We start from the raw sequence: 24,116 nt of genomic DNA, 5'->3' as shown, positions 1-24,116 counted from the left end.
TATTTTTTTAGTTATATGCTTTAACGCGTTGACTTGTAAAGGGTTACATAATCTCACAAGCTTTTTTTGAAAAACAACTTAAAATTAAAAGATTTTTCTAAATATTTAGCATTACTTTTAATGAAATCACACTATTAGAATAACTTTTTACCTATTTTTTACTCCTCCTTCCATCTGATATAATAGGACTTATGAACTTTTAGAAAGAAGTGATGGAACTTTTGCCTAATAAAAAATCGTTTACACTTTATATTGTGTCTATCTTATCCGTAATCTTACTTTCTTTCTTGATTTACCAGAAATTAACTCTGTTATCTTTTATTAATATTTCGTTTTATTTCGGAATAACCTTACTATTTGTAGCTGCTTTTACCATCACGTTAAAAGGTGGATTTTTTGATGGTATCACATACGGATTTCGTAGATTGTTCGTTTCTAAAGGAAGAGAGTTATCAAAAGAAGAAGTAGATGAAATGATTCCTGTGTCAGAGTTATTAGATTTTGACCATTCCCCATTTCTAATTTCAGGATTGATGGTAACGGGTACAATGATTCTTGCTCTTCTTATTTATTATCTATAACAGTTTGCAAATCATCTCATTCTTTTTTATAATAAGAAAAAAATAGACGGCTATGAAAAAGAGTAGTACATATGATGGAACATTTTAAGAGAGCCTGTGTTTGGTGGAAACAGGTAATGTCCTATATGGAATGGACTTTTGAGCTTCTGCACAGAAGGAAGTATGTGTAGACGTGTTCTTGCGTTAAAGGATGAAGTTGATTTCTACGATGATAGAAATAAGTAGGGTGGCACCGCGGTCCATCGTCCCTATATTTAGGGGCGAGTGGGCTTTTTTTTATGGAAATATATCAACATTTAATAAGGCTGTTTTCGTAAACTTTGTTGCTTTTTCATCCTTGTTGGAAACAGCAGTATATATAAAGTCTATTGGCAATGCGATGAAAACACTGTTTCTAACAGAGAATTAGGGCAATTAGCAACAATCTTTCAGAAAAGAGCATTAATAAAAAACATTAATTGGAGGAAATGATGATGAAGACGATTTTTTCAGGTATACAGCCTAGTGGATCAGTCACGTTAGGAAATTATATAGGAGCTTTAAAACAATTTGTTGATCTACAAAATGAATACAATTGTTATTTTTGTATTGTCGATCAACACGCAATTACCGTTTCGCAAGATCGTTTGGCATTACGTCAAAATATAAGAAGCTTAGCTGCAATGTATCTAGCGGTTGGAATTGATCCTGATAAAGTAACACTTTTCATTCAATCAGAGGTTCCAGCACACGCACAAGCTGGATGGATGTTACAATGTGTTGCATATATTGGGGAATTAGAGAGAATGACACAATTTAAAGATAAATCACATGGTAAAGAAGCTGTTTCAGCAGGGCTACTTACTTATCCACCATTAATGGCTGGAGACATTCTTCTATATCACACAGATCTTGTACCCGTCGGTGAAGATCAAAAGCAGCATTTAGAATTAACAAGAGATTTAGCTGAACGTTTTAATAAGAAATACAATGATATCTTCACAATTCCTGAGGTGAGAATACCAAAAGTTGGTGCTAGAATTATGTCACTTGCAGAACCGACCAAAAAAATGAGTAAATCTGATGCAAATCAAAAAGCATTTATTACACTTTTAGATGATCCTAAGCAAATTGAGAAAAAGATTAAAAGTGCTGTCACTGACTCAGAAGGAATTGTTAAATATGATAAAGTAAACAAACCTGGAATTTCAAACTTGTTATCTATTTACTCCATTCTTACTGAAGAGTCCATTGAACAAATTGAATCAAGATATGAGGGAAAAGGGTATGGTGATTTCAAACAAGATGTTGCCGATGTACTTGTAGCAACTCTTTCACCTATTCAAGAAAAATATCACCATCTTATGGCTTCAGACGAATTAGATCAAATATTAGATCAAGGTGCAGAAAAAGCAAATGCTGTTGCACAAAAAATGCTCAAAAAAATGGAAAATGCCATGGGGCTTGGACGTAAACGATAAGAAAAGCGCAAGCGCCTTGGTCAGCTCCGACAAGCATAAGTCGATTAGGAATAGGAGGTGCTCTTTACCTTCAATTCCTAATTGGCTTATGACCAAGGAAAAAGGAAGTTATTTTTCCCTCGAGGGGCTAGGCGCTGGAGCTAGACATCAAAACTACGTAAAAACTTATACTTTCTTATCTTAAAATAAACAAAAATGGGTCAGTCTCCTAAGGAGAATCTGACCCATTTTTTTATTAGGCTGTTTTCGTAAACTTTGTTGCTTTTCAATGCCCGAAGTCATCAGCATTGTATTAAGTCTAGTGGCATCTTTTCTTCATAAAAAAGTACCCTTATTGTGAAAAAACACTGTTTTCACTCCAAATTTTGGTTACATAGCAACAATCGTTCAGAAAAGAGCCTTTAATTAATTTACTTTAGATTCGTGTTCCATATCCCATAGCTTTTCAAAAAAGGGTTGTCCCTTTATAAGACGTTCACATAATTGAATATGCTTAGGCGACCATCCGTATAAGGTTTCTTCATACAATTGATTCCACACTTCATTGAACTCTCTTTGTTGAATATCCTCATACTTTGTTGGATTCCACTCTGTGTACCAATATTTAACTTCTGCAGCATTTTTAGTCGCTTGTAATTGATCAAGTGCCATAAATAATAACTGTTTTAATTGTCTTTCTTTTCTCGTTAAGCCTCTCATATACTCTGGAGACAATGACAAAATATGATATTCCTTTGCTGCTGATTCATCATTCATAATTTCAGTAGAAAATTCCTCTGGTTCAATATCCTTAACCATCTCAAAAACTAGCTGCTCTTGACGAGGTATGATTCTGCTTTTACGAATAGGAATCGTGTAACCAATTGTATCAACAGCAACAATCCCAATTCCATCTGTCACAACAAAACAATAATCTAATTGAATTCTTTCATGGTTTTTTCTAATATAAGCCTTCTGAAAAATATCTTTCATTAGACCAGGTGGTAACTCTGCTAAGTTATTTTCTATGTAGTCAAAAAGCAATGAATTAACCTTTAATAGTGGAACCTGATCAAGGAGTTCAACACTGTCATCCTTTCTCCATTCATGGAAATGACATACATTGTACCCATTCTCTTCACCTTCAAACCAATTTACCCAAACATCATGAAGAAATAACATTTTTTTATCCCTCACTTCAGTACCATTTGTCAAACAGTATAGGCAAAAAATAGAAAGTCTATTCCTATATGATTAGATAATCTAGTGTTTTTTCGCTTTTTTATCTTTCAACATCGCTTAGCTTCGTTGTCTGAAACTTGTCCATATCTAACTTTATGTAAAATAAGAGCGAAATATTCAATGGTATAGGTTCATCCCAGCGGATTTCCCTATAGATTACCTCGAACTCTACATTCTACAAATGGATATTATAAAAGGCTCTTTTCTAAAGGCTCTTTTCTGAAAGATTGTTGCTAATTGACCTAATTATGCAGTGGAAACATTGTTGTTATAGCAAAATAGGTACTATCCTATGAAGAAAAGATACCACTATGCTTTAAATAGTGCTGTTTACTTGGAGTTGTTAAAGCAACAAAGTTTACGAAAACAGCCTTTCTAAAAGATTGTTGCTAATTGACATAGTTCTTTATTAGAAACAGTGTTTTCATCGCATAAAAGGTACTATTCTATTAGAAAAGATGCCACTAGACTTTATATAGTGCTGTTTCCATCAAGTATTTAAAAGCAACAAATTTTACGAAAACAGCCTTATAAAAACACCTCTGCATCAACTGCTAATAATTGTTTTGTCTTCTTGCTACTATTCTCCATATATTTCTTCACTAGATAATATCCAACCGAATAACCCAACATAGAAGGATAAAGCCCTGTACCAAACATCAACTGTGAAAACTTTGGGTTTTCTCGCGTTACCTCTTTATTAGGAAGAATGATTCTATCTAAAAATCTTTGACATTGCATTTCTGTGTACCGCTTTGTCCAAGATGCTACAGAATCTTCACCAAGCTTCTCTCTTACAGCATTTTCTGCTAATCCCTCCATAATCATGGTGTCAATGATTGTAAAACTTTTCTCTTTTTTAGATACCACAGCTAAACGACAAACATGATGATATTCATGGATAAAAAGAGATTTTATATGATTCTTTTTTACATCCTGTGATAAAAAAAGAAATAATTTATTATGAAAAGCCAAACCTGATCTACCATCATATTCAATTTGAATTTTACGATTATTTTGTTCGCAAGGAAACGTGAAAATAGGTACATCAGGTCCTCCCCATTCTTCTTTTAACATACTCTCCAGCCTTTTTACATATTTTAATATTTGATCGTTCTCAATTCGTTCAACCCATTCTTCAAGATAGGTTGAACGTTGATACATCCCAAAAGTTTGTAAGTATTTAGCAATTTCATCTTCTTTCATGTTTGTGAAATATCGTTCTAATTTCTTATAAATATCTTGATTAGTTGTTGCTTTTTTTAACCATTCTACTGTATCAATTACACTCACAATCAGCGCCCCTTCCACAAATATTGTATGAAGTTGCTTGAGTTGTTGTGAAAGCTTGATGAGTGCGATGATGACCTTTAGGTGATGGATTTCTCCTTCTTATGGGTTTCATTGGCTCGATGAATGTATACACTTCAACCGAAAAAAAGCATGAATTCTAAATAGAATTCACGCTCTTTTTCACATCATTACGCTTGATACTTTTTAAATATGATTGTTGCATTATGTCCGCCAAAACCTAACGAATTACTTAGAGCCGTATTGACTTCACGTTTTCTCGCTTCATTTGGAACATAATCTAAATCACAATCTGGATCAGGCGTTTCAAAATTAATTGTTGGTGGGATGATCCCTTCTTGAATCGCTAAAATACTTAGGATTGCCTCAACTCCTCCGGCTGCACCTAATAAATGTCCTGTCATTGATTTCGTTGAACTGATTGCAAGCTTTTGTGCATGATCTCCGAAAACCTCTTTGATTGCTAATGTTTCAAATTTATCATTATATGGAGTACTTGTACCATGTGCATTGATATAATCAATTTCATCAGCTTTAAGTCCACTACCTTCAATTGCTTGCTTCATTGCTCTTGCACCACCCTCACCATTTGGTGCAGGTGCTGTAATGTGATGAGCATCACCTGTTGCTCCGTAGCCAACAATTTCAGCATAAATTTTTGCACCACGTGCTAATGCATGCTCAAGCTCTTCTAAAACGATAATTCCAGCTCCTTCTCCCATGACAAATCCATCACGATTTAAATCAAAAGGACGACTTGCAGATTGAGGATCGGGATTTGTTGATAATGCCTTATTCGCTGAGAATCCCGCGAAAGACATTTCTGTTAAAGGTGCCTCTGATCCACCTGTTACCATAACATCCGCTTCACCACGTTCAATTACACGATAAGCATCTCCGATTGAATTTGTTCCTGTTGCACAAGCTGTTACAGTACAAGAATTAAACCCCTTAGCTCCTAAAGCAATTGATACTTGACCTGTTGCCATATCTGGAATAAGCATAGGAACAAAGAACGGACTCACTCGTCTTGGTCCTTTTTCTAACAATAATTTATATTGTTGTTCAAATGTTTCCATTCCACCAATTCCTGAACCGATCCATACTCCAACTCGTGGAGCATTTTCCTCTGTTATTTCTAAATTTGCATCCTTGGCAGCCATAAGTGCTGCCACAACAGCATATTGAGTAAAACGATCCATTTTTCGTGCATCTTTTTTGTCCATATACTGCTCAATATTAAAATCTTTAAGCTCTGCTGCTACTTTTGCTGGGTATTGCTCAGCATCAACTCTTGTTAATGGCCCAATCCCAGATACACCTTTTATTGCATTTTCCCACGTTGTTTGTACATCATTACCAATTGGAGTTAATGCACCTAAACCTGTTACGACAACTCGCTTTTTTTCCATCGATGACACCTCACCTTAGAGATATTAATATTTACTATCCACAATTAAATAATTAAATATGATTGTATTTTTGAAATAAACCTATATCATACAGTCATTTTATTTAGCGACCCCAACGTACAGCAATTGCTCCCCATGTTAAGCCACCGCCAAATCCAACCATTACAATTAGATCGTCGTCTTTAATCTTTCCTGCCTCTACTTCTTCTACTAAAGAAATAGGAATGGATGCTGCAGATGTGTTTCCATACTTATGAACAGTTTTAGACATCTTTTCTACAGGTAATTCCAACCTCTCTCTAGACGCTTCCATTATTCGAATATTTGCTTGATGTGGTATTAAAAAATCTACATCTTCTTTACTTAAACCAGCTTTTTCAAGTACATTAAGACTTGATTCACCCATTTGTCTAACCGCAAACTTAAACACTTCTCTACCATTCATGATAATAAACTCATCTTGATAAAGGTGTTTTCCGCCTGATCCATCAGCACCTAGTTCGAAAGAAAGGATGCCTTTTCCTTCACTAACAGGTCCTATAACAGCTGCACCCGCTCCATCACCGAATAGAACTGCCGTGTTACGGTCATTCCAATCTGTTACTTTAGATAGCTTTTCAACTCCAACGACTAACACATTCGTGAAAGCTCCGGTTTCAATAAACTGTTTTGCTGTTACAACTCCATACATAAATCCAGCACAAGCTGCACTTATATCCATCGCTGCAGCCTTTTTAGCTCCTAATCTTTCCTGAAGCATACATGCAACAGATGGAAATGGTTGATCTGGTGTAACTGTGGCAACTAAGATCATGTCTAGTTGCTCTGCAGAGATCCCAGCATCTTCAAGTGCTTTTTCCGCTGCAAAAAAAGCCATGTCAGACGTATCAATTGAATCATCTGCAATTCGTCTTTCTTCAATTCCTGTTCTAGTTCTAATCCATTCATCAGACGTATCCATCACTTTTTCTAAATCTGCATTTGTAACAATCTTATCTGGTGTGTATCGTCCAATACCAATAAACCCTGCGTTCATATGTCCAACCCCTTATTTTTAGCTTCTGTTAAACATGTTCGGTGAATTTAATACACAGAGCCTTTTGTTTGCTGTGAAACATATAGAACCTCCATCCATAGAGCTTACGCCTGTAAGAGTCTCCAATAAAAGTATCACAAACAACACTTAAATCATCCAACTGGTATTAAAATGAACATTAGCTAAATCTATTTATTTTAATAACTACGCCTTACTAATTTATGCCTCACATTATATTAATATCAATTATTATGACTTGGTACTAATATTATCTTATACAAAAAAAATTTTCAATATTAATGTTTTAGTTAATATGACTAGAACTAGTCATTATAAAAAACATAAACTATATCAAAAGGCTTTTAGTTTGGAGGTATTCAGATGGATTTAGAGGAGATTCTGGCTAATTCTAAAGGTGTTGAAAAAGAATCGGAAGAAAAGCTTGTTGAGGAAAAACAAAAAACAAAATCCACACCAAAACCTGCTGATCGATTTTCACAATTAATGTTCGGATCAAGGAGTGAAAATCATCATCCAAAAGTTGAAGAAATCCAACCAGCACAAGAAAGTGAAAAACAAGAAGTGAATTATTTTACATTAATGGAGCAGATTGATGACATAATGATTTCTGTTGAAAACCTTAAACCAATGCTAAAACAATTTTCACCACTATTAGATTATATTAAAAAGAAAAGCTAACTAATAAAAAGAGTGTAAGGAGCGAGCTCGGCTCTAATTAAAAAAAAGCTGCCAGTGGCAGCTTTTTATTGTGAATCTTTCTTTCCAAGTTCGTATGCTTCACCCATTACCTTTGTGAACAGTTCCATCATAGGTTGGATCGTTTCCATTGAGAGTTCAATACCAGATCCCTCAAGTTTTTCTTTTGCTTCAGGTAAGTATTTCATCGCAATCTGCATAAATTCCATTGTTTTTGGATGTTGGTCCATTACAATCACTCCAATCTCTAAAATATATAGCTTATCACCATGATAAATAAAAAGTTGAATGATTACAATTGATTAGGAAGAAGTCCATTTTCAATATAATCATCAATATAACCTTCGATCTCGAGGCGAAACGATTCTTCAACTAATGGACTAAATTTCCCTAAAGAAATTACACCATCCTGAAAATCGAAATATAATTCACCACTCTGAAGCTTCCCTTCATCATATGATCTTGCAACAACTTCATATAATTGATCCACATGTTGTACAGTACTTGTTAAGACCGTTCCTTTTCCTAAATCTGATTGATCTGACACGAAACCAATTGCATAAAGTCCTTCTTCTTTCAGCTTCTCAATAACAGGTATATTATACCCATCTCCGGCAACATAAACGATATCATTGTTTGCCTCAATGAGCACATCCAATAAATTTAAAGCAGTATCTGTATCATTCCAGTCTTCTACATACTTAATGTCTACATGAACATTTTCATTTTGAAAATAAGCTCCCTCAAAAAAGCCATTTACCTCAGGCTGCCATTCAAAAGCTGCTAGTACGGCAACTTTATTTGTTTTGGTCATCTCTCCAGCGACCATTCCTCCAAAAAAACCCATCGCATTCGCTTCAAAGTTTAAGCTAGTAACATTCTCACCTATTGCTTTTCCATTAAAAAGAACAAAGTGGATATCAGGGTATTCTTTACTAATTTCATTAAAATAATTGGCATATTCACTTCCATGGCCAAATATAAGGTTTACATCATTTTGTTGGAATTCTTCTAATGCAGAGCGAACTTTGTTAACATCATTCACTCCTTCTTTAAAAAATACATCTACTGCAAACTCTGATTGAATCTTTAAAAGGCCTTTATACCCTTTCGAGCCCCATACCTTATCATCAATTGTTTCGGGGACAAGTAAGCCTACATTTTGCAGATTTCCCGCTGCTGTAGGTTGTCCACAACCAAAAAGCGAAAAAAGAAAAATAAGGACAACACCAAGCTTTATGTTCATGGGTAACCATTCCCTTGCATTTTTATCATATTGTTATATTTTATATCTACAGTATTTAAATGTACAAGTACTAACTAGTAATTTTCAATTCTCAGTCATCTTCTTTAAGTATAAGATTTGTTCATTTAGCCCTTCTTCAATTGAAATAGTTGACTCCACTTTAATCGTATATATATCTTTTTGTATCTTTTTACCATCGTTCTTTTGTTTGCGAATTTTAATAGGAAGGTTACTTTCTTCTATGTTAATTATTTCACTTTCAAAGATATAGATCATTCCTGATTCAATATTTCCTAACAAATGATATGTAGCTTCAATCGCATCTTTAACATATAAAATAGAATTCTCAATAAGTATCTCTTTTGACTCATTCTTTAAATACCGAATAATGGATTGATTCGTTTTATTAGATTGCGGTTGAAAAGGTCCGATCAATTGGGGGAGAAGAAGGATTGAATGATTTCCTAAGATTTCAAAAAATATTTCATCTACAGTCTCTCCATTATAAGAGTTTATGTAGAGTAAAGAATGATTAAGATTATTAGCAACTTCAATGGACTCTTGAAGCAAAACATGATCTTCTGCAGAATCTTCTTCTCCACAATAAATAATCAAATCAGCTCTACAATCTTCCTCTGATTGTCTATAAAGTGTATCATTTATTTCAAGCAAAGCATTTCTTCCAATAAACATTAAACGTTCTTCCACTAAATCTTTCTCTTCAGAAGATCTCGTTTCAAAAAAAACACCCTTAACTTCAATGCCTTCTTTCAGTAAATGTTCACAAAGACTAAGTCCAACATACGATTGTGCCCCAAAAATAATGACTCGCTTTAGCATCAAATACCTCCTAGACTGCAGTTATTGTATAGTATGCGAGCTATATCTAGATTAGTCCTCAAGACAATACGCGACCATTTTCTCCCCATTAACAAAAGATCCTACCATACATCACAAAAGTACAAATGCTACAGCTTCACCACTAACTAATGAGTAATGCAGTAAAGGAGCATACTCAAAAACAGCTTAAAACAAAGAAAAGGCGGTATGCTAAGTACCCCTTTTCTTCATATAACCTAACCTTTTACTATGCACATCACAAAGTTATAAAACTTTCTCATATTCTTTATAAAACTTAATAACTGATTGATTTATTCTATAAGGATTTTCACCTAGATGATAAATTAGTTGAATCGGATTTTCTGTATTCTTTCTCAGCGCTTCAAATTTTTTACCATGATCTTCTGGATGATAAATGGTACCGTTCATTTTTTGCCATATCCTCACGGGGAGTTGACTTATATTTGTATGATTTAATGTTGGTAAATCAAGTGATCCTACCTTTTTTGGATCACTCATATATGCAACTGAAATTTCTTTTCTAAGTCTTTTATAGAAGAATTTATGCTCTTTTTCCTTTTCTAGATGTGCTGTAAGGTCAAGGCAAGGATTCAACATTGCCACAGAGCGGATCTTTTCTGGTATATCTTCCATTAATTGTAATGCTGTTAACCCACCCATACCATCCACTAATATGTGGATTTTATGATTCAATATTTCTTTCTTCATGACGAGGTGGTATAGTTGTTTTGCTAATGTTACTGCCCGCGAACTACCCCAATTATTTCCATACAAATTTGAATGAATCAAAGTGTAACCGTTATCCATAAGATCCAAGATAAGCTGATACCTTCCATAATGTTGGTGCCAAAAGCTTGAAGATTTATCAACAAAGTCTGATCTGTCTCCTAGTATGAAGACAGCAAAGCCGTTTGGTTTAGCTGGTATATGAATAACATTCCATTCTGTTTCAATTTGAAAAAAGCGCTCCATCATTTTCATCACTTGCCCACCACCTTTCTATACTGAGACTTTTCTTCTTTATAATGTATGTCTGCTTATTGAAAAAGAATGGGAGCGTGTCACTATTTCATTAAATATAGACGCCATCCAATAAATAACTACAATATAATAATCGTTCTTAGTTTTTATCATTCAATGCAAGTTTTGTATAGTTTATGAATATTTTTAAAAGGTTCTTTTATAATCCAAAGAATTTGTGATAATATATATAATAAGAATTCGTCTGGATAGAGGTGAATACATTGCGTTTTTTATGGACATTTTTTTGGGGATTTTTATTAATACATATGGCTTCTTATGTTGTTAATTCTATGACAGGCGGTCACTATGACTTTATGGTAGCTTCAACAGTTGCTGTCATTGCAATCGTTGTCATTTTCCTAATTGCTGAAGTGATTCCCAACGAACCAGTAGCTAAACATGATCATCATTAAGCTTTTTATCTAATTTCGAAACACAGGTTGTGAAAACTGCCTAAATAAATGATTCGATAAAAAAAGAAAAAACCCTACTTTTGAAGGGTTTTTTCTTTTTGGTTGGCTCTTATTCGCTAACTACCCAACTATCGGCAATATTAGCGCATTTTCAAAAACTAATATTAAGGTTTTCTTTTATATGTCCACTGACGATTATGGTTTGCTGTCTCAGGGAAACGATCTCCAGCTTTCAACCGAATTTGAGCAGGGTTTTTCACATTATCCCCAGTTTCACCAATTTCTACATACATGCCATTATTAGGTGCTTTCTGACCAGTTCGAAAACGATGTTGTTGACCCAATGAATTCCCTCCTCTCTACCTTAACCTTATTATCTCCAGACAGGCTTTTTTCATGAGTATCTATAAAGTTCTTTACAGAGTTCCAATCCTGTAGTTAAATGGAAAAGGATTGTAAAATTTTCACACGGAGGATACGTATATTGGATATTTTATTAATATTGAAATATTTACTTTTAGGACTTTTTCAAGGCTTTACAGAACCTATTCCTATTTCTTCTAGTGGGCACTTAGTTTTTGCTCAACATTTTCTTGGGCTTAAAATTGAAGGACTTTCCTTTGAATTACTTGTTAATGCTGCTTCATTAATTGCCGTATTAATTATTTATCGGGAAGATTTAATTCGCTTGATTGTTAATGGAATAAAATACATAACAACAAAAGATGAAAGTGCAAAAAGTGATTTTCGCTTTATCGTTTATCTCATTGTTGCTACCATTCCAGCAGGAGTCATTGGTGTTTTATTTAATGATGCGATTTCAGAACATTTGAAGTATATTCAAGTAACTGCAATCACCCTTATTATTACCGGAATTGCATTATGGACAATCCGAAATTTACGTGGCCGTAAAAATGATGGAGATTTATCAATGAAAGATGCGATTATCGTTGGTCTTGCACAGGCTGTAGCACTAATTCCAGGAATTAGTCGCTCTGGTGCAACGATTGTTGCTGCTATGGCTCTTGGAATGAAACAAGAAACTGCGTTAAAATTTTCTTTTCTTATGTTTATTCCTGTTAGCTTTGGTGGGATGATTTTAAGTGTAACAGACTTAATCGATGATCCTAATTTAGATACATTTCTTATTCCATATATTGTTGCCTTTATCGCAGCGCTCATTACCTCTTATTTTTCTTTAAAATGGTTTATGAATATTATGGCTAAAGGAAACTTAAAATACTTCTCATATTATTGCTTTATCGTTGGTATTGCTGTATTGGTATTTGTTTAAGAATGTTCATTTAGAACTAGCCTTGTTTAGATAATCGAGAATCACTGGCTTTTAACAGAGTGATCAAAAGATATTGTTCGTTAACTACGGCTTTGAATTTTTACAGAGATGTTTATTAAAGATTCTGCAACAATTTAACGAAAATAGCCTTACCAAAAAGAGCAGATACTGACTTTACCAGTATCTGCTCTTTTCATTGAGCTCTATTCTCAAAATTGTTGTTTTCACATTTTTTACATTGCGTTAAATAAGTGGAATGGAGCGTAAGAAACTTGACTCCTGCGGGTGTAGAGGAAAGGTCAAGACCCCACAGGCGGAGCCGAGGAGGCTTGACTTCCTCCCCGCGGAAAGCAAGTTTCTGGAGCGAAATGGAACGTTTATTGTTACATAACAATTTATTTAAATAAATAAATAAAAGTAATTATTTATCTGCTCTTTTCTTTGGCTTTATTCTCAAAGATTGTTGTTTTACATTTTTACATTGTGTTAAATATAGTGCAATGGAGCGGAAGAAACTTGACTCCTGCGGGTGCAGAGGAAAGCAAGTTTCTGGAGCGAAATGAAACGTTTATTGTTACCTAACAAATTTTTTATTAAAAAGTATAAAAGCAGATACTGACTTTCAAACCAGCATCTGCTTTTTTTAATCTTTTACTATAAATAGAATAGTACCTATTTTCGATAAAAAACACCGAACAAATATTTATTCTTCTTTAAACACAACAATCATTGAGATAAGACCCTATCCCAACAACTTCTTAAGTAAAGCCTTCTGAACATGTAAGCGATTCTCGGCTTGCTCGAATACTGCTGAATGCTCTCCATCTATAATTGATGCTGTTACTTCTTCTTCACGATGTGCTGGTAAGCAATGTAGAAAATGATAATCTGCTTTTGCATGACTTACTAAAGCATCGTTTACTTGGAAATCTTTAAAGGCAACCAATCTTTGCTGTTGTTCACTTTCTTGCCCCATGCTTGCCCAAACATCAGTATATATGATATCGGCGTTATGCACAGCTTCAATCGGATCATTTGTAATAACGATCTTTGCTCCAGTTTCTTCAGCAAGTTTTTTTGCTTCTTTAACAATACTTGGATCTGGTTCATATCCTACTGGACAACCTAATGAAAAATCCATACCCACCTTCGCTGCAGCAATCATTAGAGAGTGAGCTACATTATTTCCATCACCTAAGTAAGCTGTTTTCACACCATTGAATTTCTCTTTTAAACGATAAATCGTTTTTAAATCAGCTAATGCTTGGCATGGGTGAAATAAGTCTGTTAAACCGTTTATAACAGGAATGCTTGCATGTTTTGCTAGTTCTTCAATTTTATCATGACCAAAAGTACGAATCATGATTGCATCAACATACCCCGACAATACCTTTGCCGTATCTGATACAGGTTCACCTCTACCTAGCTGAAGATCCTGACTGCTTAAAAATAAAGCATGGCCCCCAAGATGAAGCATTCCAGTTTCAAAAGACACACGAGTTCTTGTCGATGATTTTTCAAAAATCATTGCCAAGGTTTTGCCTTTTAATACAGGTTGAATTGGATTTTCTTCTAAAGCAAAAGCTTCATCGATCAGTTGAATTATTTCTTCCTTGCTATAATCAAGTAGTGTTAGAAAGTCTCTTTTTTCTACTGTTGTAGGTTTTTTTTGCTTCACATTTATCATTGCTTGACCACTTCCTTCCCCGTTAACTGCTGTATCGACTCAACTGAACCATCAGAGGCTGATATTCCATTTAAACATGCATAATACGTATGAAGATTTGTAAATAGAAGCATACCTTTTTCCAGTGCGAGTTGTCTTTGTAGTTTTGCTTCATCACTATCATTTATTGAGACGAAAATTCCCTTATCTCCTTCAACCCATGACTGAAAATCACCTGCAATAACTTCAAGACCTGCTTCTTCTGTAGCTTTGTTTGCTTCTTCGTTTTCACAATCAAAGAAAACACTTGTTACATTTTCAAGATCTTTAGCAAATATCTTGCGGTAAACACTGTGTAAATTTGTTCCTACACACATACCTTCACCTGTTGCTTTCATTTCAGGTCCTAATGTAATATCTACATCATGAAGAGCATGACTTGAGAAAACCGGATATTTAACAGCAACCATATCATTGTTAGGAAACGGTTTAATAGTCAGTTCACTAAGCGGTTTACCACAAAGCATATATGTTGCATGCTTGATAACAGGAATTCCTGTTACCTTACTTATCACTGGTGCTGTTCTACTTGCACGTGGATTCACTTCAACAACAAAAATATCATTAGAGTTAATGAGGAATTGAATATTCATAATGCCACGGTAATTTAATTTCTTCACTAATTTATTTGCATAATCTGCAATGATTGTCTTCTGTTTATCTGTTATATTTTGTGACGGTAAAATAGCTAAGCTATCTCCAGAGTGAACTCCTGCTGGTTCGACATGTTCAATATATGTTGGGATAAACGCTTCTTTACCATCAGACACAAGATCAATTTCACCTTCAAGCCCTTGTACAAATTGGTCAATCAACACAGGATAAATCATATTTGTACTACCTGATAATAATGACGTTAACGTTTCTTGATTATGAACAACAACCATCCCTTTTCCACCAATAACATATGATGGTCTTAATAAAACGGGATAGCCAATTTCATTTGCTCCATTAACTGCTTCACTTGCATTGTTAGCAGTTAAACCAACCGCATGTGGAATTGAAAGCTCATCTAACAAGTGATAAAATTTGTCACGATCCTCTAACCAATCTAATGTTTCTGTGTCTGTTCCTAATAAAGATACTCCAGCCGTTTCTAATTGCTCTGCAAGGTTAATTGCTGTTTGACCACCATATTGAACAATAACAGCATCGATATTTTCAGATTCAACGACATTTAACACATATTCAAGTGTAATTGGTTCAAAATATAAACGATCTGCTGTTTCAAAATCGGTACTAACTGTTTCAGGATTGTTATTAATCATGACTGCTTCATAGCCTAATTCTTTTAATGCTTTAATACCATGAACTGCACTATAATCAAACTCAATTCCTTGACCAATTCGTATTGGACCAGAACCGATAATAAGGATTTTTTTCTTATCGTTTAATGAAGGTTGTTCATTTTCACCAAAATATGTTGAGTAAAAATAATTAGTACGAGCTTCAAATTCCGCTGCACAAGTATCAACATATTTATAAGACGCTTTAACCCCAGCCGCAAGTCGAGCTTTTCTAACATTTCCTTCTTCTGTTTGTAGTAAGAAAGCAATCGTTCGGTCTGAGAAACCTTTTTCCTTAACCGTTGTAATTAATTCTTCATCTAATGAAGTAACTGATTGTTGCTTTAACTGATTCTCGAGATCGATAATATGTTTAAAACAAGATAAGAAGTAATAATCCATTTCAGTTATTTCATGAATTTCTTCAATACCCATGCCTCTTCTAATAAGCTCCATTACAGCAAAAAAGCGACGGTCATCAGTTATCTTCATTAAATCTATAAGTTCGGCAGAAGTAGATTTTTCTAGTTCTGGTAAGTACGTTCCTATGTTATCTAACTCTAACGATTCACAAGCTTTTTGCAGAGCTGCCTCTAGGTTCCGCTCGATTGCCATAACCTCACCAGTGGCCTTCATTTTTGTACCTAGTTTACGATCTGCTTTGTTAAACTTATCAAATGGCCATCTTGGAAATTTTACAACAACATAGTCAAGAGCTGGCTCAAAGCTTGCATATGTGCTCATTGTTAATGGATTTTTCAACTCTTCTAATGTATAACCAACAGCTAATTTTGCAGCAATTTTCGCAATTGGATAACCAGTTGCTTTTGATGCTAATGCAGACGATCTACTGACCCGTGGATTTACTTCAATAATATAATATTGTTTGCTTTTTGGATCTAAAGCTAATTGAATGTTACATCCACCGACCACCCCAAGTGCCGAGACAATTTTAACAGCTGCTGTTCTGAGCATATGATACTCTTGATCAGAAAGCGTTTGTGAAGGGGCAACAACGATCGAATCACCTGTATGAACTCCAACTGGGTCAATGTTTTCCATATTACACACAGAAATACATGTCCCTTTATGATCACGAATCATCTCATATTCAATTTCCTTAAAACCAGCAATACTTTTTTCAATTAAACATTGCGTGATAGGACTTGCTTGTAAGCCACTTTTCACAAATTTCTTAAACTCTTCTTCATTATTAGCGATTCCTCCACCTTTACCACCAAGTGTATAAGCTGGACGGATAATAATTGGAAAACCAATCTTATTGGAAAATTCAATCGCTTCCTCTAACGTTGTAACAATTGAACTTTCAGGAATAGGCTCATTTAGATCGTACATTAATTGACGAAATTCATTCCGATCTTCACCTTTACGAATCGAATCAATGGATGTTCCTAAAATTTGCACACCATACTTTTCTAACACTCCAGCTTCATGAAGCTCCATCGCGAGATTTAGTCCTGTCTGACCACCTAATGATGCAAGCAGACCATCAGGTTTTTCCTTCTCGATGATTTTTTCTAAGCTCTCAACTGTTAATGGTTCAAAATACAGAACATCTGAATATTCTTCATCCGTCATTATTGTTGCAGGATTATTGTTTACAAGTATAACTGTATAGCCTTCTTCCTTTAATGCTAAACACCCTTGTGTACCTGCATAATCAAACTCTGCCGCTTGACCTATAACAATAGGACCAGAACCAATAACAACGATTTTTTTTATAGATTCGTTTTTAGACATAAAGCATATCTCCTTTTGCAGCCTTGACTAACTCTAAAAATTCATCAAACATCCATTCACTATCTGATGGTCCTGGATGTGCTTCTGGATGAAATTGTGCTGTTAATAGTGGTAATGTTGCATGCGATAATCCTTCGATCGATCCATCATTGATATGATAAAAACGAACACTTAAGTCTGTATCCTTAAGACTATCTCCAATGACAACATAGCTATGGTTTTGAGAGGTCATAAAAACCTTCTTCGTTTTGTTATCAAAAACAGGCTGATTCGCCCCTCTATGTCCGAATAATAGCTTTTTCGTTTTTGCACCAAATGCTAAGGAAATTAATTGATGACCTAAACAAATCCCAAACGTCGGATATTTTACAACCAATTGTTTAATTTGTGAAAAATAAGCTGATAATTGTTCAGGATCTCCTGGACCATTTGATAATAATAGTCCATCAGGATTCAGTTCATTTACTTGATCCATCATTTTGAAAGGAACAGTTGTTACTTTACAGCCTAATTTTAATAATGCAGTTAAAATTGATTTTTTAAATCCGAAATCAATTAAAGCAATATGTTTATCTCCTTCACCATATGTTTCAATTGATGATGAAGCAACTTCAAACACACCATTTTCAAAGATTTCACAAGGCTGTTCTTCTTTATGTTCAAAAGGAGAAATCGTTGCTGCCATTGAACCATGATTACGAATTTTTTTAACTACAGCACGTGTATCAATATGATGAATGATAGGAATATTCCACTTCTCTAAATACTCCTTCATGCTGTACTTTGCTTCAAAATGAGAATAATTCGACGTACATTCATATAAAACAACGGCTTTAACCTGTGGCTTTTTGCTTTCATCATCAGATATGTTAATGCCATAGTTTCCAATTAAAGGATACGTAAATACAACAATTTGATTTTTATATGAAGGATCTGTTAACACCTCTTGATATCCTGTCATTCCTGTAAAAAAAACAACTTCTCCGTTAACATCTTCAGTTGTTCCATTTTCAAGCTTGCCTTTAAATACCGACCCATCTTCTAAATGGAGATATCCTTTCATCTGTTTACACCTCGTTTGTAGTCATTTCTATATAATTTGAGTCTATGACTCTGGAGTAGATCAATAGTGAATATTTATTATAAATATAGTATTTTTATTCATTTAATAGTAAAAAAAATTCACTCTAAAGAGTATTCACTGATTGCTTTAGCTGTGCAAAGGATTGATCTATTTTTTCAATTGCCAAGTCAAGTTCCTCGTATGAAACTGTTAGTGGTGGAATAATTCGTATGACATTAGGACCTGCAGCGATAACTAATAAGTTATTTTCTCGTAGCTCAGTAATAATCGTCCCTGCTTGCTCTCCACAATCTATTCCAATTAATAAGCCTTTACCACGAATTTCGTTAACAATCGGATGATTGCCTACTGTTTCTTGCAATTTAGTCAACAGATAGTCACTTTTCTTTTCTACTTCTTTTAAAAAGTCCTCTGTTAATATTTTTGTAAGTGTTGCCTTAGCTGCAGCCATTGCCACCGGGTTTCCACCAAAAGTTGATCCATGACTTCCAGCTTGAAAGGATCCTATTAAAGATTCTTTACCAATCATGGCTCCAACAGGAATGCCATTTCCTAATCCTTTAGCAGAGGTAACAATATCAGGTGACAAACCAAAATGCTGATAAGCAAACGGTTTTCCTGTACGACCAATTCCAGTTTGTACTTCATCTATAATTAATAAAGCACCAATTCGTTGGCAAGTTTCATTTACTTTATTTAAGAATTCTTGGCTTGCTGGAACAACTCCACCTTCACCTTGAATAACTTCTAACATAATGGCGCCAACATCATTTCCTAACTCTTCTAAGGCCTCTAAATCATTGTATGGAAGGTATTCAAATGTCTCAAGAAGAGGACCAAATCCTTGTTGAATTTTCTCCTGACCAGTTGCTGACATTGTCGCAAACGTTCTGCCATGAAATGATTGAAGAAAAGTGACAATCTTTGTTTTCCCTGTATGCTTACGTGCTAGTTTAATCGCAGCTTCATTTGCCTCTGCTCCACTATTACAGAAAAATACCGCGTCTCCATCACTAGATTCTACAAGTAGCTTAGCAACATCCTCTTGTATTGGCTGATGAAACAAGTTACACATATGCCAATATTCCTTAAGCTGTTCTTGAATTGAAGCTAGCACATCTTCATCTGCGTGTCCTAAGTTACATACAGCAATTCCAGATACAAAGTCTAAATATTTTTTTCCATTTACATCTGTAATCCATGAACCTTTTGCTTCTTTCACAGTGATATCCCATTTTGCGTAAGTTGGAAATTGATAGCTCATGTCGACAATACCTTCCTTTCTTTCACAATTTTAGTGCCTTTAAATTCGTTATCTTCAAGAAACGCTTCCTGACCACTAACAATGATCACTTCCTGACAAATATCTGAAAGTGTAGCAACAGCAGATTGAACCTTTGGAATCATTCCGCCTGTTATTACTTCACTATTAATTAGCGACCTAATTTCAGATGGTGTAATTTCATTAATCAATTGTTTATCTTGATCTAAGATACCCGGAACATCCGTAACAAATAAGAACTTGGTAGCTCCTACAGCATTGGCAATAGCCGCAGCTGCTAAATCCGCATTCACATTTAATGTATCATGAGAGATTGTTCTAGCTAATGGTGCTACAACAGGTATATATCCATTTTTCATTAATAATCCAACAGCCTCAGTATCAACACCATTTATTTTTCCTACTAACCCGAGATGTTCTTTATCAAGGTAATCTGCTTTTAATAAGCCTGCATCACTGCCTGAAACACCAATTGATTTCAAGCCTTTTTGCTGTAACAAATTAGAAAGCTGTTTATTTATTTTCCCAGCTAAAATCATTTCAGCAACCTCTAAAACAGCTTCTGTTGTTTTTCTTTGTCCATTAAAGAATTCTGTTTCTATGTTTAATGCTTGAAGCATTTTCGTAATATCAGGTCCTCCACCATGTACAATCAGTACCTGCCAATATTGATCAATCAAAGCTTTTAAACTATGAAAAAATGACTCTGACAACTGATGAACTGTGCTTCCACCACATTTTAATACAACTGTTTTTGTCATAACATTCTCCTTATGTTCTATAGCTTGCATTGATTTTCACATAATCGTAAGTTAAATCACAACCCCATGCTTTACCTGCTTCTTCACCAACACCAAGATTCACCTTGATTTTTACTGAATCTTGTTTTAAGTATTCTGAAGCAATTTCCTCTGAAAAAGCTTGAGGGCTATTCTCTGTAAATAAACAAATATCTTCTAAATAAATATCTATTTTCTCAGGCTGTACGGATGCTTCACTATAACCAACTGCACAAATAATTCTTCCCCAGTTAGCATCTGCTCCGTATACAGCCGTTTTCACTAAGCTTGATCCTACAATCTTCTTAGCAACAACATTTGCTTCTTGTTTTGTTTTAGCGCCTGTAACTTCTACTTCAATAAGCTTTGTTGCACCTTCACCGTCTTTAGCAATTTGCTTTGCAAGCTCTTCACTTACTTCTTTAAAAGCTGCCTTGAAATCATTCCACTGTGGGTGAGTTTCATTAAGCTGCTCATTACCTGCTTGCCCATTTGCCATCACAAGTACCATATCATTTGTTGAAGTATCTCCATCAACTGTAATTTGATTGTATGTTTTATCGGTTACTTCACTTAATAATGCTTGAAGTGATGCTGAATCGATGTTTGCGTCAGTCGTCACAAAAGCTAGCATTGTTGCCATATTTGGATGAATCATGCCTGACCCTTTAGCCGCTCCACCAATCACTACTGTTTTACCGTCAATCTCCACTTCATAACAAGATGTTTTCATGACTAGATCTGTTGTTAGAATTGCATTTTGAAAAGCATTAGCTGATTCACTTGTTGCTTTTGGATGTAGCTGTTCAATTCCCGTACGAATTTTATCCATTTTTAAAAATTCACCAATTACCCCTGTTGATGCAACAGCTACATAATGTGGTTGAATGTCAAATAAACTTGCACATCGTTCACGCATCTCATAAGCATCTTTAACACCTTGATCACCCGTACATGCATTAGCATTCGCACTATTAACAATAATTGCTTGTAAAAGCCCTTCTTTACCGATACTTTCTTGAGTTACTTTTAAAGGCGCTGCTTGAAAATGACTTTGAGTATAAACAGCAGCACAATTAGCAGGCACTTCACTGTATATGACGCCCAAATCATTTTTATTATATCTAAGACCTGCGTGAACACCGTCAGCCGAAAAACCTTTTGGTGTTACGATTGATCCATCATTAATTTTTGTTATAGCAGATGTTTCTTTTGTTTCTAACACTGCATTTCCCTCCCTAGTTGTCATTATGAATGGATCTTTATACCACAATGTTTTGATTTCATGTAAGATTCCATTCTATGATGGCTGTTTTTAAATATTGCTTTATGGATAAATAGGAGCAAAGAACAACCCGGTTGTTTCTTCAAAGCCGTTCATAATATTGAAGTTTTGTACCGCTTGACCTGCTGCACCTTTCATTAAGTTATCAATAACTGCAACGATTGTTACTCTTCCTGTTCGCTCATCAACCTTTAATCCTATGTCACAAAAGTTTGATCCATACACTTCTCTAGTTGAGGGAAACTCATTATCTTTACGAATTCGAACAAACGGTGAATTCGAATAAAATTCATTATATAAATCTAGTAATTTTTCAGTTGTTGTGGTTTCTGTTAAAGTTGCATAAATCGTTGCCATAATACCTCTAGTCATTGGCATTAAGTGTGTATTAAATGAAATAAATGAGATTGAATCGTTTAAATTATGTAGCGCTTGTTCAATCTCAGGTATGTGTTGATGTTCATGAACTTTATAGATTTTCACATTCTCATTTACCTCAGAATAATGTGTTCCTGGAGATGCATTTCGCCCAGCACCTGATACACCTGTTTTAGCGTCAACGATAATTGATTTCTCATCTATTAGTTTTTGTTTAACAACTGGTGCTAAACCTAATATTGTTGCTGTTGGAAAGCATCCTGGATTTGCAAGTAGGTGAGCCTTTGCAATGTCTAGTTTATTCAACTCAGAAAGTCCATATACTGCCCCTTCAAGAATTTCTTCTTCAACACATTCACGTTTATACCATTGTTCATAAACACTTTTTTGTTTTAATCTAAGGTCCCCGGATAGATCAATGATTTTCACATCTGAGTCTATAAATTGTGGTGATAGTTTACTTGATACACCTGGTGGAGTAGCAAGAAATAAAACATCTACATTTTTTTTCATTTCTTCAACATCTATATTTTTCAATCTATGATCACTTAAGTTATTTAAATGTGGAAAAGATAGTGTATAAGGTACATCCATTTCTGAAGATGAATAAAGTATACATTCGTCGACATGTGGATGATTGGATAATATCCGATACAATTCGACTCCGCCATAACCAGTTGCTCCAACAATTCCGACTTTCACCAAATCACCTTCTCCTTAACAAGTTCATTTTCTGAATTTATTCCTCAATTATAAATATGTATAAAAATAAAATCAAGTGTATAAATAATATTTTTTACTAATTTTTCTGATAAAATTATTCTTATTTAATCATAGAATTAACTTTAAAGTATAAAATCAATTTTTATAGATATACATAAAGTTGTATATTTGAAGAATCCTTTTCACAACAGATTAGATTCTTACACTATAAATAAGAAGTTTCATTATTCAATCCTATCCTATCAAGATAGAGCTTTAACAAAAGAGAGCTGTTTAACTTTACTAACTAATTCATAGAAAAAGAGCTTTGTCTTCCCATAAAGACAAAGCTCTTCTATTCTACTAACTTCAATAATAAGGGTATGGATATGGTGGATAGTAAGGATAAGGATACAGTGGTCTTGGAGTTAATAATGCTCCTGCTGCTAATCCTGTTAAAAACGGAAATCCGAATCCAAATCCACCTAGACCAAAGCCTGGGCGACCAAATCCTATACCTGGAAAGAATCCAAAACCTGGACGACCAAAACCAAATCCCGGGCGACCAAAACCAAATCCTGGGCGGATTCTCTCATTTGATCGAAAAGCATAAATATTATCATAATAGTTATAATTCATTTTTATTTCACTCCTTGATATATAATCAATATCATCCTATTCACTAGTCATATGTCTATAAACTTGTACCTTATAAATGTGTGATCGCCTATATAAAACAAGAAAAGCGAAAGCGACTTGGTCAGCCCAGACAAACATAAGACGATTAGGAATAGAAGGTGCTCTTTACCCTCAATTCCTAATTGGCTTATGACCAAGGAAAATGGAAGTTATTTTTCCCTCGAGGGGCTAGGCGCTGGAGCTAGACATCTAAAATACGTAAAAACTTATACTTATCTTTCTTTAAAGCTCTTTTCGTAAACTTTGTTGCTTTTTTTATTAATTTCAAAATATATCGCCCTGATTGCCAAAAAATAGCCCTGTAAGGATGGAAGAAAAGAGCTGCTCTCCCGATTCAGAAATAAAATCCCTTGTATCCAGGGGGAGTATCCGCCTCCTGGGATTTTTCCGAAAGCAACAATCTATGCGAAAACAGCCTTCTTTAAAAAGCGAAACTGTATCTCTTCACTATAGTAACGGGTATTAGTTTCAGTTTCGCTGTTCATAAAATGTATATTGAACAAGGGACTATTCTATTGAAGGAATAGTAACTATATATGAGATGCCAAAAGATAAAGAA

General features: G+C 34.7%; 22 protein-coding genes and 1 other annotated feature. Of the genes, 5 read left to right on the top strand and 17 right to left on the bottom strand.

Annotated elements, in window-relative coordinates; genetic code table 11:
- Window positions 1-221: 221 nt before the first annotated feature.
- Both LC076_RS18570 and trpS read left to right on the top strand, forming a co-directional pair.
- Window positions 222-581 carry a DUF3899 domain-containing protein gene (locus LC076_RS18570; protein ID WP_226670581.1) on the top strand — a complete coding sequence of 120 codons (360 nt, stop codon included), beginning with the start codon at window positions 222-224 and terminating at the stop codon, window positions 579-581.
- A gap of 43 nt (window positions 582-624) precedes the next feature.
- Window positions 625-834: a binding site (T-box leader), on the top strand.
- 217 nt (window positions 835-1,051) lie between these two features.
- Window positions 1,052-2,041, top strand: coding sequence for a tryptophan--tRNA ligase (gene trpS, locus LC076_RS18565; protein WP_226670580.1), 990 nt, complete (start codon window positions 1,052-1,054; stop codon window positions 2,039-2,041).
- Window positions 2,042-2,446: 405 nt separating this feature from the next.
- Here the strand turns inward: trpS and LC076_RS18560 are convergent, their stop codons facing one another.
- The 4 genes from LC076_RS18560 to LC076_RS18545 form a co-directional block, all read right to left on the bottom strand.
- Window positions 2,447-3,202 (bottom strand): YjbA family protein, encoded by a 756-nt coding sequence (locus LC076_RS18560; protein ID WP_226670579.1) that lies wholly within the window; start codon window positions 3,200-3,202, stop codon window positions 2,447-2,449.
- 588 nt (window positions 3,203-3,790) lie between these two features.
- The gene (locus tag LC076_RS18555) at window positions 3,791-4,555 is read right to left on the bottom strand and encodes a DUF2268 domain-containing protein (protein WP_226670578.1); all 765 of its coding nucleotides are present in this window, start codon (window positions 4,553-4,555) and stop codon (window positions 3,791-3,793) included.
- A gap of 188 nt (window positions 4,556-4,743) precedes the next feature.
- On the bottom strand, window positions 4,744-5,985 hold the full coding sequence (gene fabF / locus LC076_RS18550) for a beta-ketoacyl-ACP synthase II (RefSeq protein ID WP_226670577.1): 1,242 nt from the start codon (window positions 5,983-5,985) through the stop codon (window positions 4,744-4,746).
- A 103-nt stretch (window positions 5,986-6,088) separates the two neighbouring features.
- Window positions 6,089-7,021 carry a beta-ketoacyl-ACP synthase III gene (locus LC076_RS18545; protein ID WP_226670576.1) on the bottom strand — a complete coding sequence of 311 codons (933 nt, stop codon included), beginning with the start codon at window positions 7,019-7,021 and terminating at the stop codon, window positions 6,089-6,091.
- 381 nt (window positions 7,022-7,402) lie between these two features.
- On the opposite strand from LC076_RS18545, the gene LC076_RS18540 reads away from it, so the two are divergent.
- Window positions 7,403-7,720: a hypothetical protein gene (locus tag LC076_RS18540; protein WP_226670575.1), complete on the top strand. Its 318-nt coding sequence runs from the start codon at window positions 7,403-7,405 to the stop codon at window positions 7,718-7,720.
- Window positions 7,721-7,785: 65 nt separating this feature from the next.
- On the opposite strand, the gene LC076_RS18535 is transcribed toward LC076_RS18540, so the two are convergent.
- From LC076_RS18535 to LC076_RS18520, 4 genes are all read right to left on the bottom strand, one after another.
- Window positions 7,786-7,968, bottom strand: coding sequence for a ComZ family protein (locus LC076_RS18535; RefSeq protein ID WP_226670574.1), 183 nt, complete (start codon window positions 7,966-7,968; stop codon window positions 7,786-7,788).
- A 62-nt stretch (window positions 7,969-8,030) separates the two neighbouring features.
- A complete protein-coding gene (locus tag LC076_RS18530; RefSeq protein ID WP_226670573.1) occupies window positions 8,031-8,984 on the bottom strand; it encodes a BMP family ABC transporter substrate-binding protein in 954 nt (317 codons plus the stop codon).
- Window positions 8,985-9,068: 84 nt separating this feature from the next.
- Complete coding sequence (locus tag LC076_RS18525; RefSeq protein ID WP_226670572.1) at window positions 9,069-9,824, bottom strand: hypothetical protein; 756 nt, start codon at window positions 9,822-9,824, stop codon at window positions 9,069-9,071.
- 264 nt (window positions 9,825-10,088) lie between these two features.
- The gene (locus LC076_RS18520) at window positions 10,089-10,826 is read right to left on the bottom strand and encodes a hypothetical protein (RefSeq protein ID WP_226670636.1); all 738 of its coding nucleotides are present in this window, start codon (window positions 10,824-10,826) and stop codon (window positions 10,089-10,091) included.
- Window positions 10,827-11,089: 263 nt separating this feature from the next.
- Between LC076_RS18520 and LC076_RS18515 the strand changes: the two genes are divergently transcribed.
- Window positions 11,090-11,281, top strand: a complete 192-nt coding sequence (locus LC076_RS18515) for a YjzD family protein (RefSeq protein WP_226670571.1) — start codon at window positions 11,090-11,092, stop codon at window positions 11,279-11,281.
- Between the two features lie 164 nt (window positions 11,282-11,445).
- Here LC076_RS18515 and LC076_RS18510 read toward each other — a convergent pair whose 3' ends face one another.
- Complete coding sequence (locus tag LC076_RS18510; protein WP_146948972.1) at window positions 11,446-11,625, bottom strand: YjzC family protein; 180 nt, start codon at window positions 11,623-11,625, stop codon at window positions 11,446-11,448.
- A gap of 140 nt (window positions 11,626-11,765) precedes the next feature.
- Between LC076_RS18510 and LC076_RS18505 the strand changes: the two genes are divergently transcribed.
- Window positions 11,766-12,575, top strand: a complete 810-nt coding sequence (locus tag LC076_RS18505; RefSeq protein ID WP_413466006.1) for an undecaprenyl-diphosphate phosphatase — start codon at window positions 11,766-11,768, stop codon at window positions 12,573-12,575.
- 742 nt (window positions 12,576-13,317) lie between these two features.
- On the opposite strand, the gene argF is transcribed toward LC076_RS18505, so the two are convergent.
- From argF to LC076_RS18465, 8 genes are all read right to left on the bottom strand, one after another.
- Window positions 13,318-14,262 carry an ornithine carbamoyltransferase gene (gene argF, locus LC076_RS18500; RefSeq protein WP_226670569.1) on the bottom strand — a complete coding sequence of 315 codons (945 nt, stop codon included), beginning with the start codon at window positions 14,260-14,262 and terminating at the stop codon, window positions 13,318-13,320.
- Complete coding sequence (locus tag LC076_RS18495) at window positions 14,259-17,348, bottom strand: carbamoyl phosphate synthase large subunit (protein ID WP_226670568.1); 3,090 nt, start codon at window positions 17,346-17,348, stop codon at window positions 14,259-14,261. Before LC076_RS18495 ends, argF begins: the two co-directional genes overlap by 4 nt.
- Complete coding sequence (locus tag LC076_RS18490) at window positions 17,341-18,411, bottom strand: carbamoyl phosphate synthase small subunit (protein ID WP_226670567.1); 1,071 nt, start codon at window positions 18,409-18,411, stop codon at window positions 17,341-17,343. Before LC076_RS18490 ends, LC076_RS18495 begins: the two co-directional genes overlap by 8 nt.
- A 124-nt stretch (window positions 18,412-18,535) precedes the next feature.
- Window positions 18,536-19,696: an acetylornithine transaminase gene (locus tag LC076_RS18485; protein ID WP_226670566.1), complete on the bottom strand. Its 1,161-nt coding sequence runs from the start codon at window positions 19,694-19,696 to the stop codon at window positions 18,536-18,538.
- The gene (gene argB / locus LC076_RS18480) at window positions 19,693-20,475 is read right to left on the bottom strand and encodes an acetylglutamate kinase (RefSeq protein ID WP_226670565.1); all 783 of its coding nucleotides are present in this window, start codon (window positions 20,473-20,475) and stop codon (window positions 19,693-19,695) included. The genes LC076_RS18485 and argB overlap by 4 nt, the downstream gene beginning before the upstream one ends.
- 10 nt (window positions 20,476-20,485) lie before the next feature.
- Window positions 20,486-21,718, bottom strand: coding sequence for a bifunctional ornithine acetyltransferase/N-acetylglutamate synthase (gene argJ / locus LC076_RS18475; protein ID WP_319005549.1), 1,233 nt, complete (start codon window positions 21,716-21,718; stop codon window positions 20,486-20,488).
- Between the two features lie 102 nt (window positions 21,719-21,820).
- A complete protein-coding gene (gene argC, locus LC076_RS18470) occupies window positions 21,821-22,858 on the bottom strand; it encodes an N-acetyl-gamma-glutamyl-phosphate reductase (RefSeq protein ID WP_226670635.1) in 1,038 nt (345 codons plus the stop codon).
- A 369-nt stretch (window positions 22,859-23,227) separates the two neighbouring features.
- Window positions 23,228-23,497 carry a spore coat protein gene (locus LC076_RS18465; RefSeq protein ID WP_226670563.1) on the bottom strand — a complete coding sequence of 90 codons (270 nt, stop codon included), beginning with the start codon at window positions 23,495-23,497 and terminating at the stop codon, window positions 23,228-23,230.
- Window positions 23,498-24,116 lie beyond the last annotated feature (619 nt).

This window comes from Metabacillus litoralis (assembly GCF_020524045.1).
In the GTDB taxonomy this organism is placed as follows: Bacteria; Bacillota; Bacilli; order Bacillales; family Bacillaceae; genus Metabacillus; species Metabacillus litoralis_C.
This window is presented reverse-complemented; position numbering and strand designations above follow the sequence as displayed.

Coding starts and splice junctions, on each gene's coding strand:
- trpS (WP_226670580.1), top strand. CDS start 1,052: ATGATGAAGACGATTTTTTCAGGTATACAGCCTAGTGGATCAGTCACG.
- LC076_RS18560 (WP_226670579.1), bottom strand. CDS start 3,202: ATGTTATTTCTTCATGATGTTTGGGTAAATTGGTTTGAAGGTGAAGAG.
- fabF (WP_226670577.1), bottom strand. CDS start 5,985: ATGGAAAAAAAGCGAGTTGTCGTAACAGGTTTAGGTGCATTAACTCCA.
- LC076_RS18545 (WP_226670576.1), bottom strand. CDS start 7,021: ATGAACGCAGGGTTTATTGGTATTGGACGATACACACCAGATAAGATT.
- LC076_RS18540 (WP_226670575.1), top strand. CDS start 7,403: ATGGATTTAGAGGAGATTCTGGCTAATTCTAAAGGTGTTGAAAAAGAA.
- LC076_RS18535 (WP_226670574.1), bottom strand. CDS start 7,968: ATGGACCAACATCCAAAAACAATGGAATTTATGCAGATTGCGATGAAA.
- LC076_RS18530 (WP_226670573.1), bottom strand. CDS start 8,984: ATGAACATAAAGCTTGGTGTTGTCCTTATTTTTCTTTTTTCGCTTTTT.
- LC076_RS18525 (WP_226670572.1), bottom strand. CDS start 9,824: ATGCTAAAGCGAGTCATTATTTTTGGGGCACAATCGTATGTTGGACTT.
- LC076_RS18520 (WP_226670636.1), bottom strand. CDS start 10,826: ATGAAAATGATGGAGCGCTTTTTTCAAATTGAAACAGAATGGAATGTT.
- argF (WP_226670569.1), bottom strand. CDS start 14,262: ATGATAAATGTGAAGCAAAAAAAACCTACAACAGTAGAAAAAAGAGAC.
- LC076_RS18495 (WP_226670568.1), bottom strand. CDS start 17,348: ATGTCTAAAAACGAATCTATAAAAAAAATCGTTGTTATTGGTTCTGGT.
- LC076_RS18490 (WP_226670567.1), bottom strand. CDS start 18,411: ATGAAAGGATATCTCCATTTAGAAGATGGGTCGGTATTTAAAGGCAAG.
- LC076_RS18485 (WP_226670566.1), bottom strand. CDS start 19,696: ATGAGCTATCAATTTCCAACTTACGCAAAATGGGATATCACTGTGAAA.
- argB (WP_226670565.1), bottom strand. CDS start 20,475: ATGACAAAAACAGTTGTATTAAAATGTGGTGGAAGCACAGTTCATCAG.
- LC076_RS18465 (WP_226670563.1), bottom strand. CDS start 23,497: ATGAATTATAACTATTATGATAATATTTATGCTTTTCGATCAAATGAG.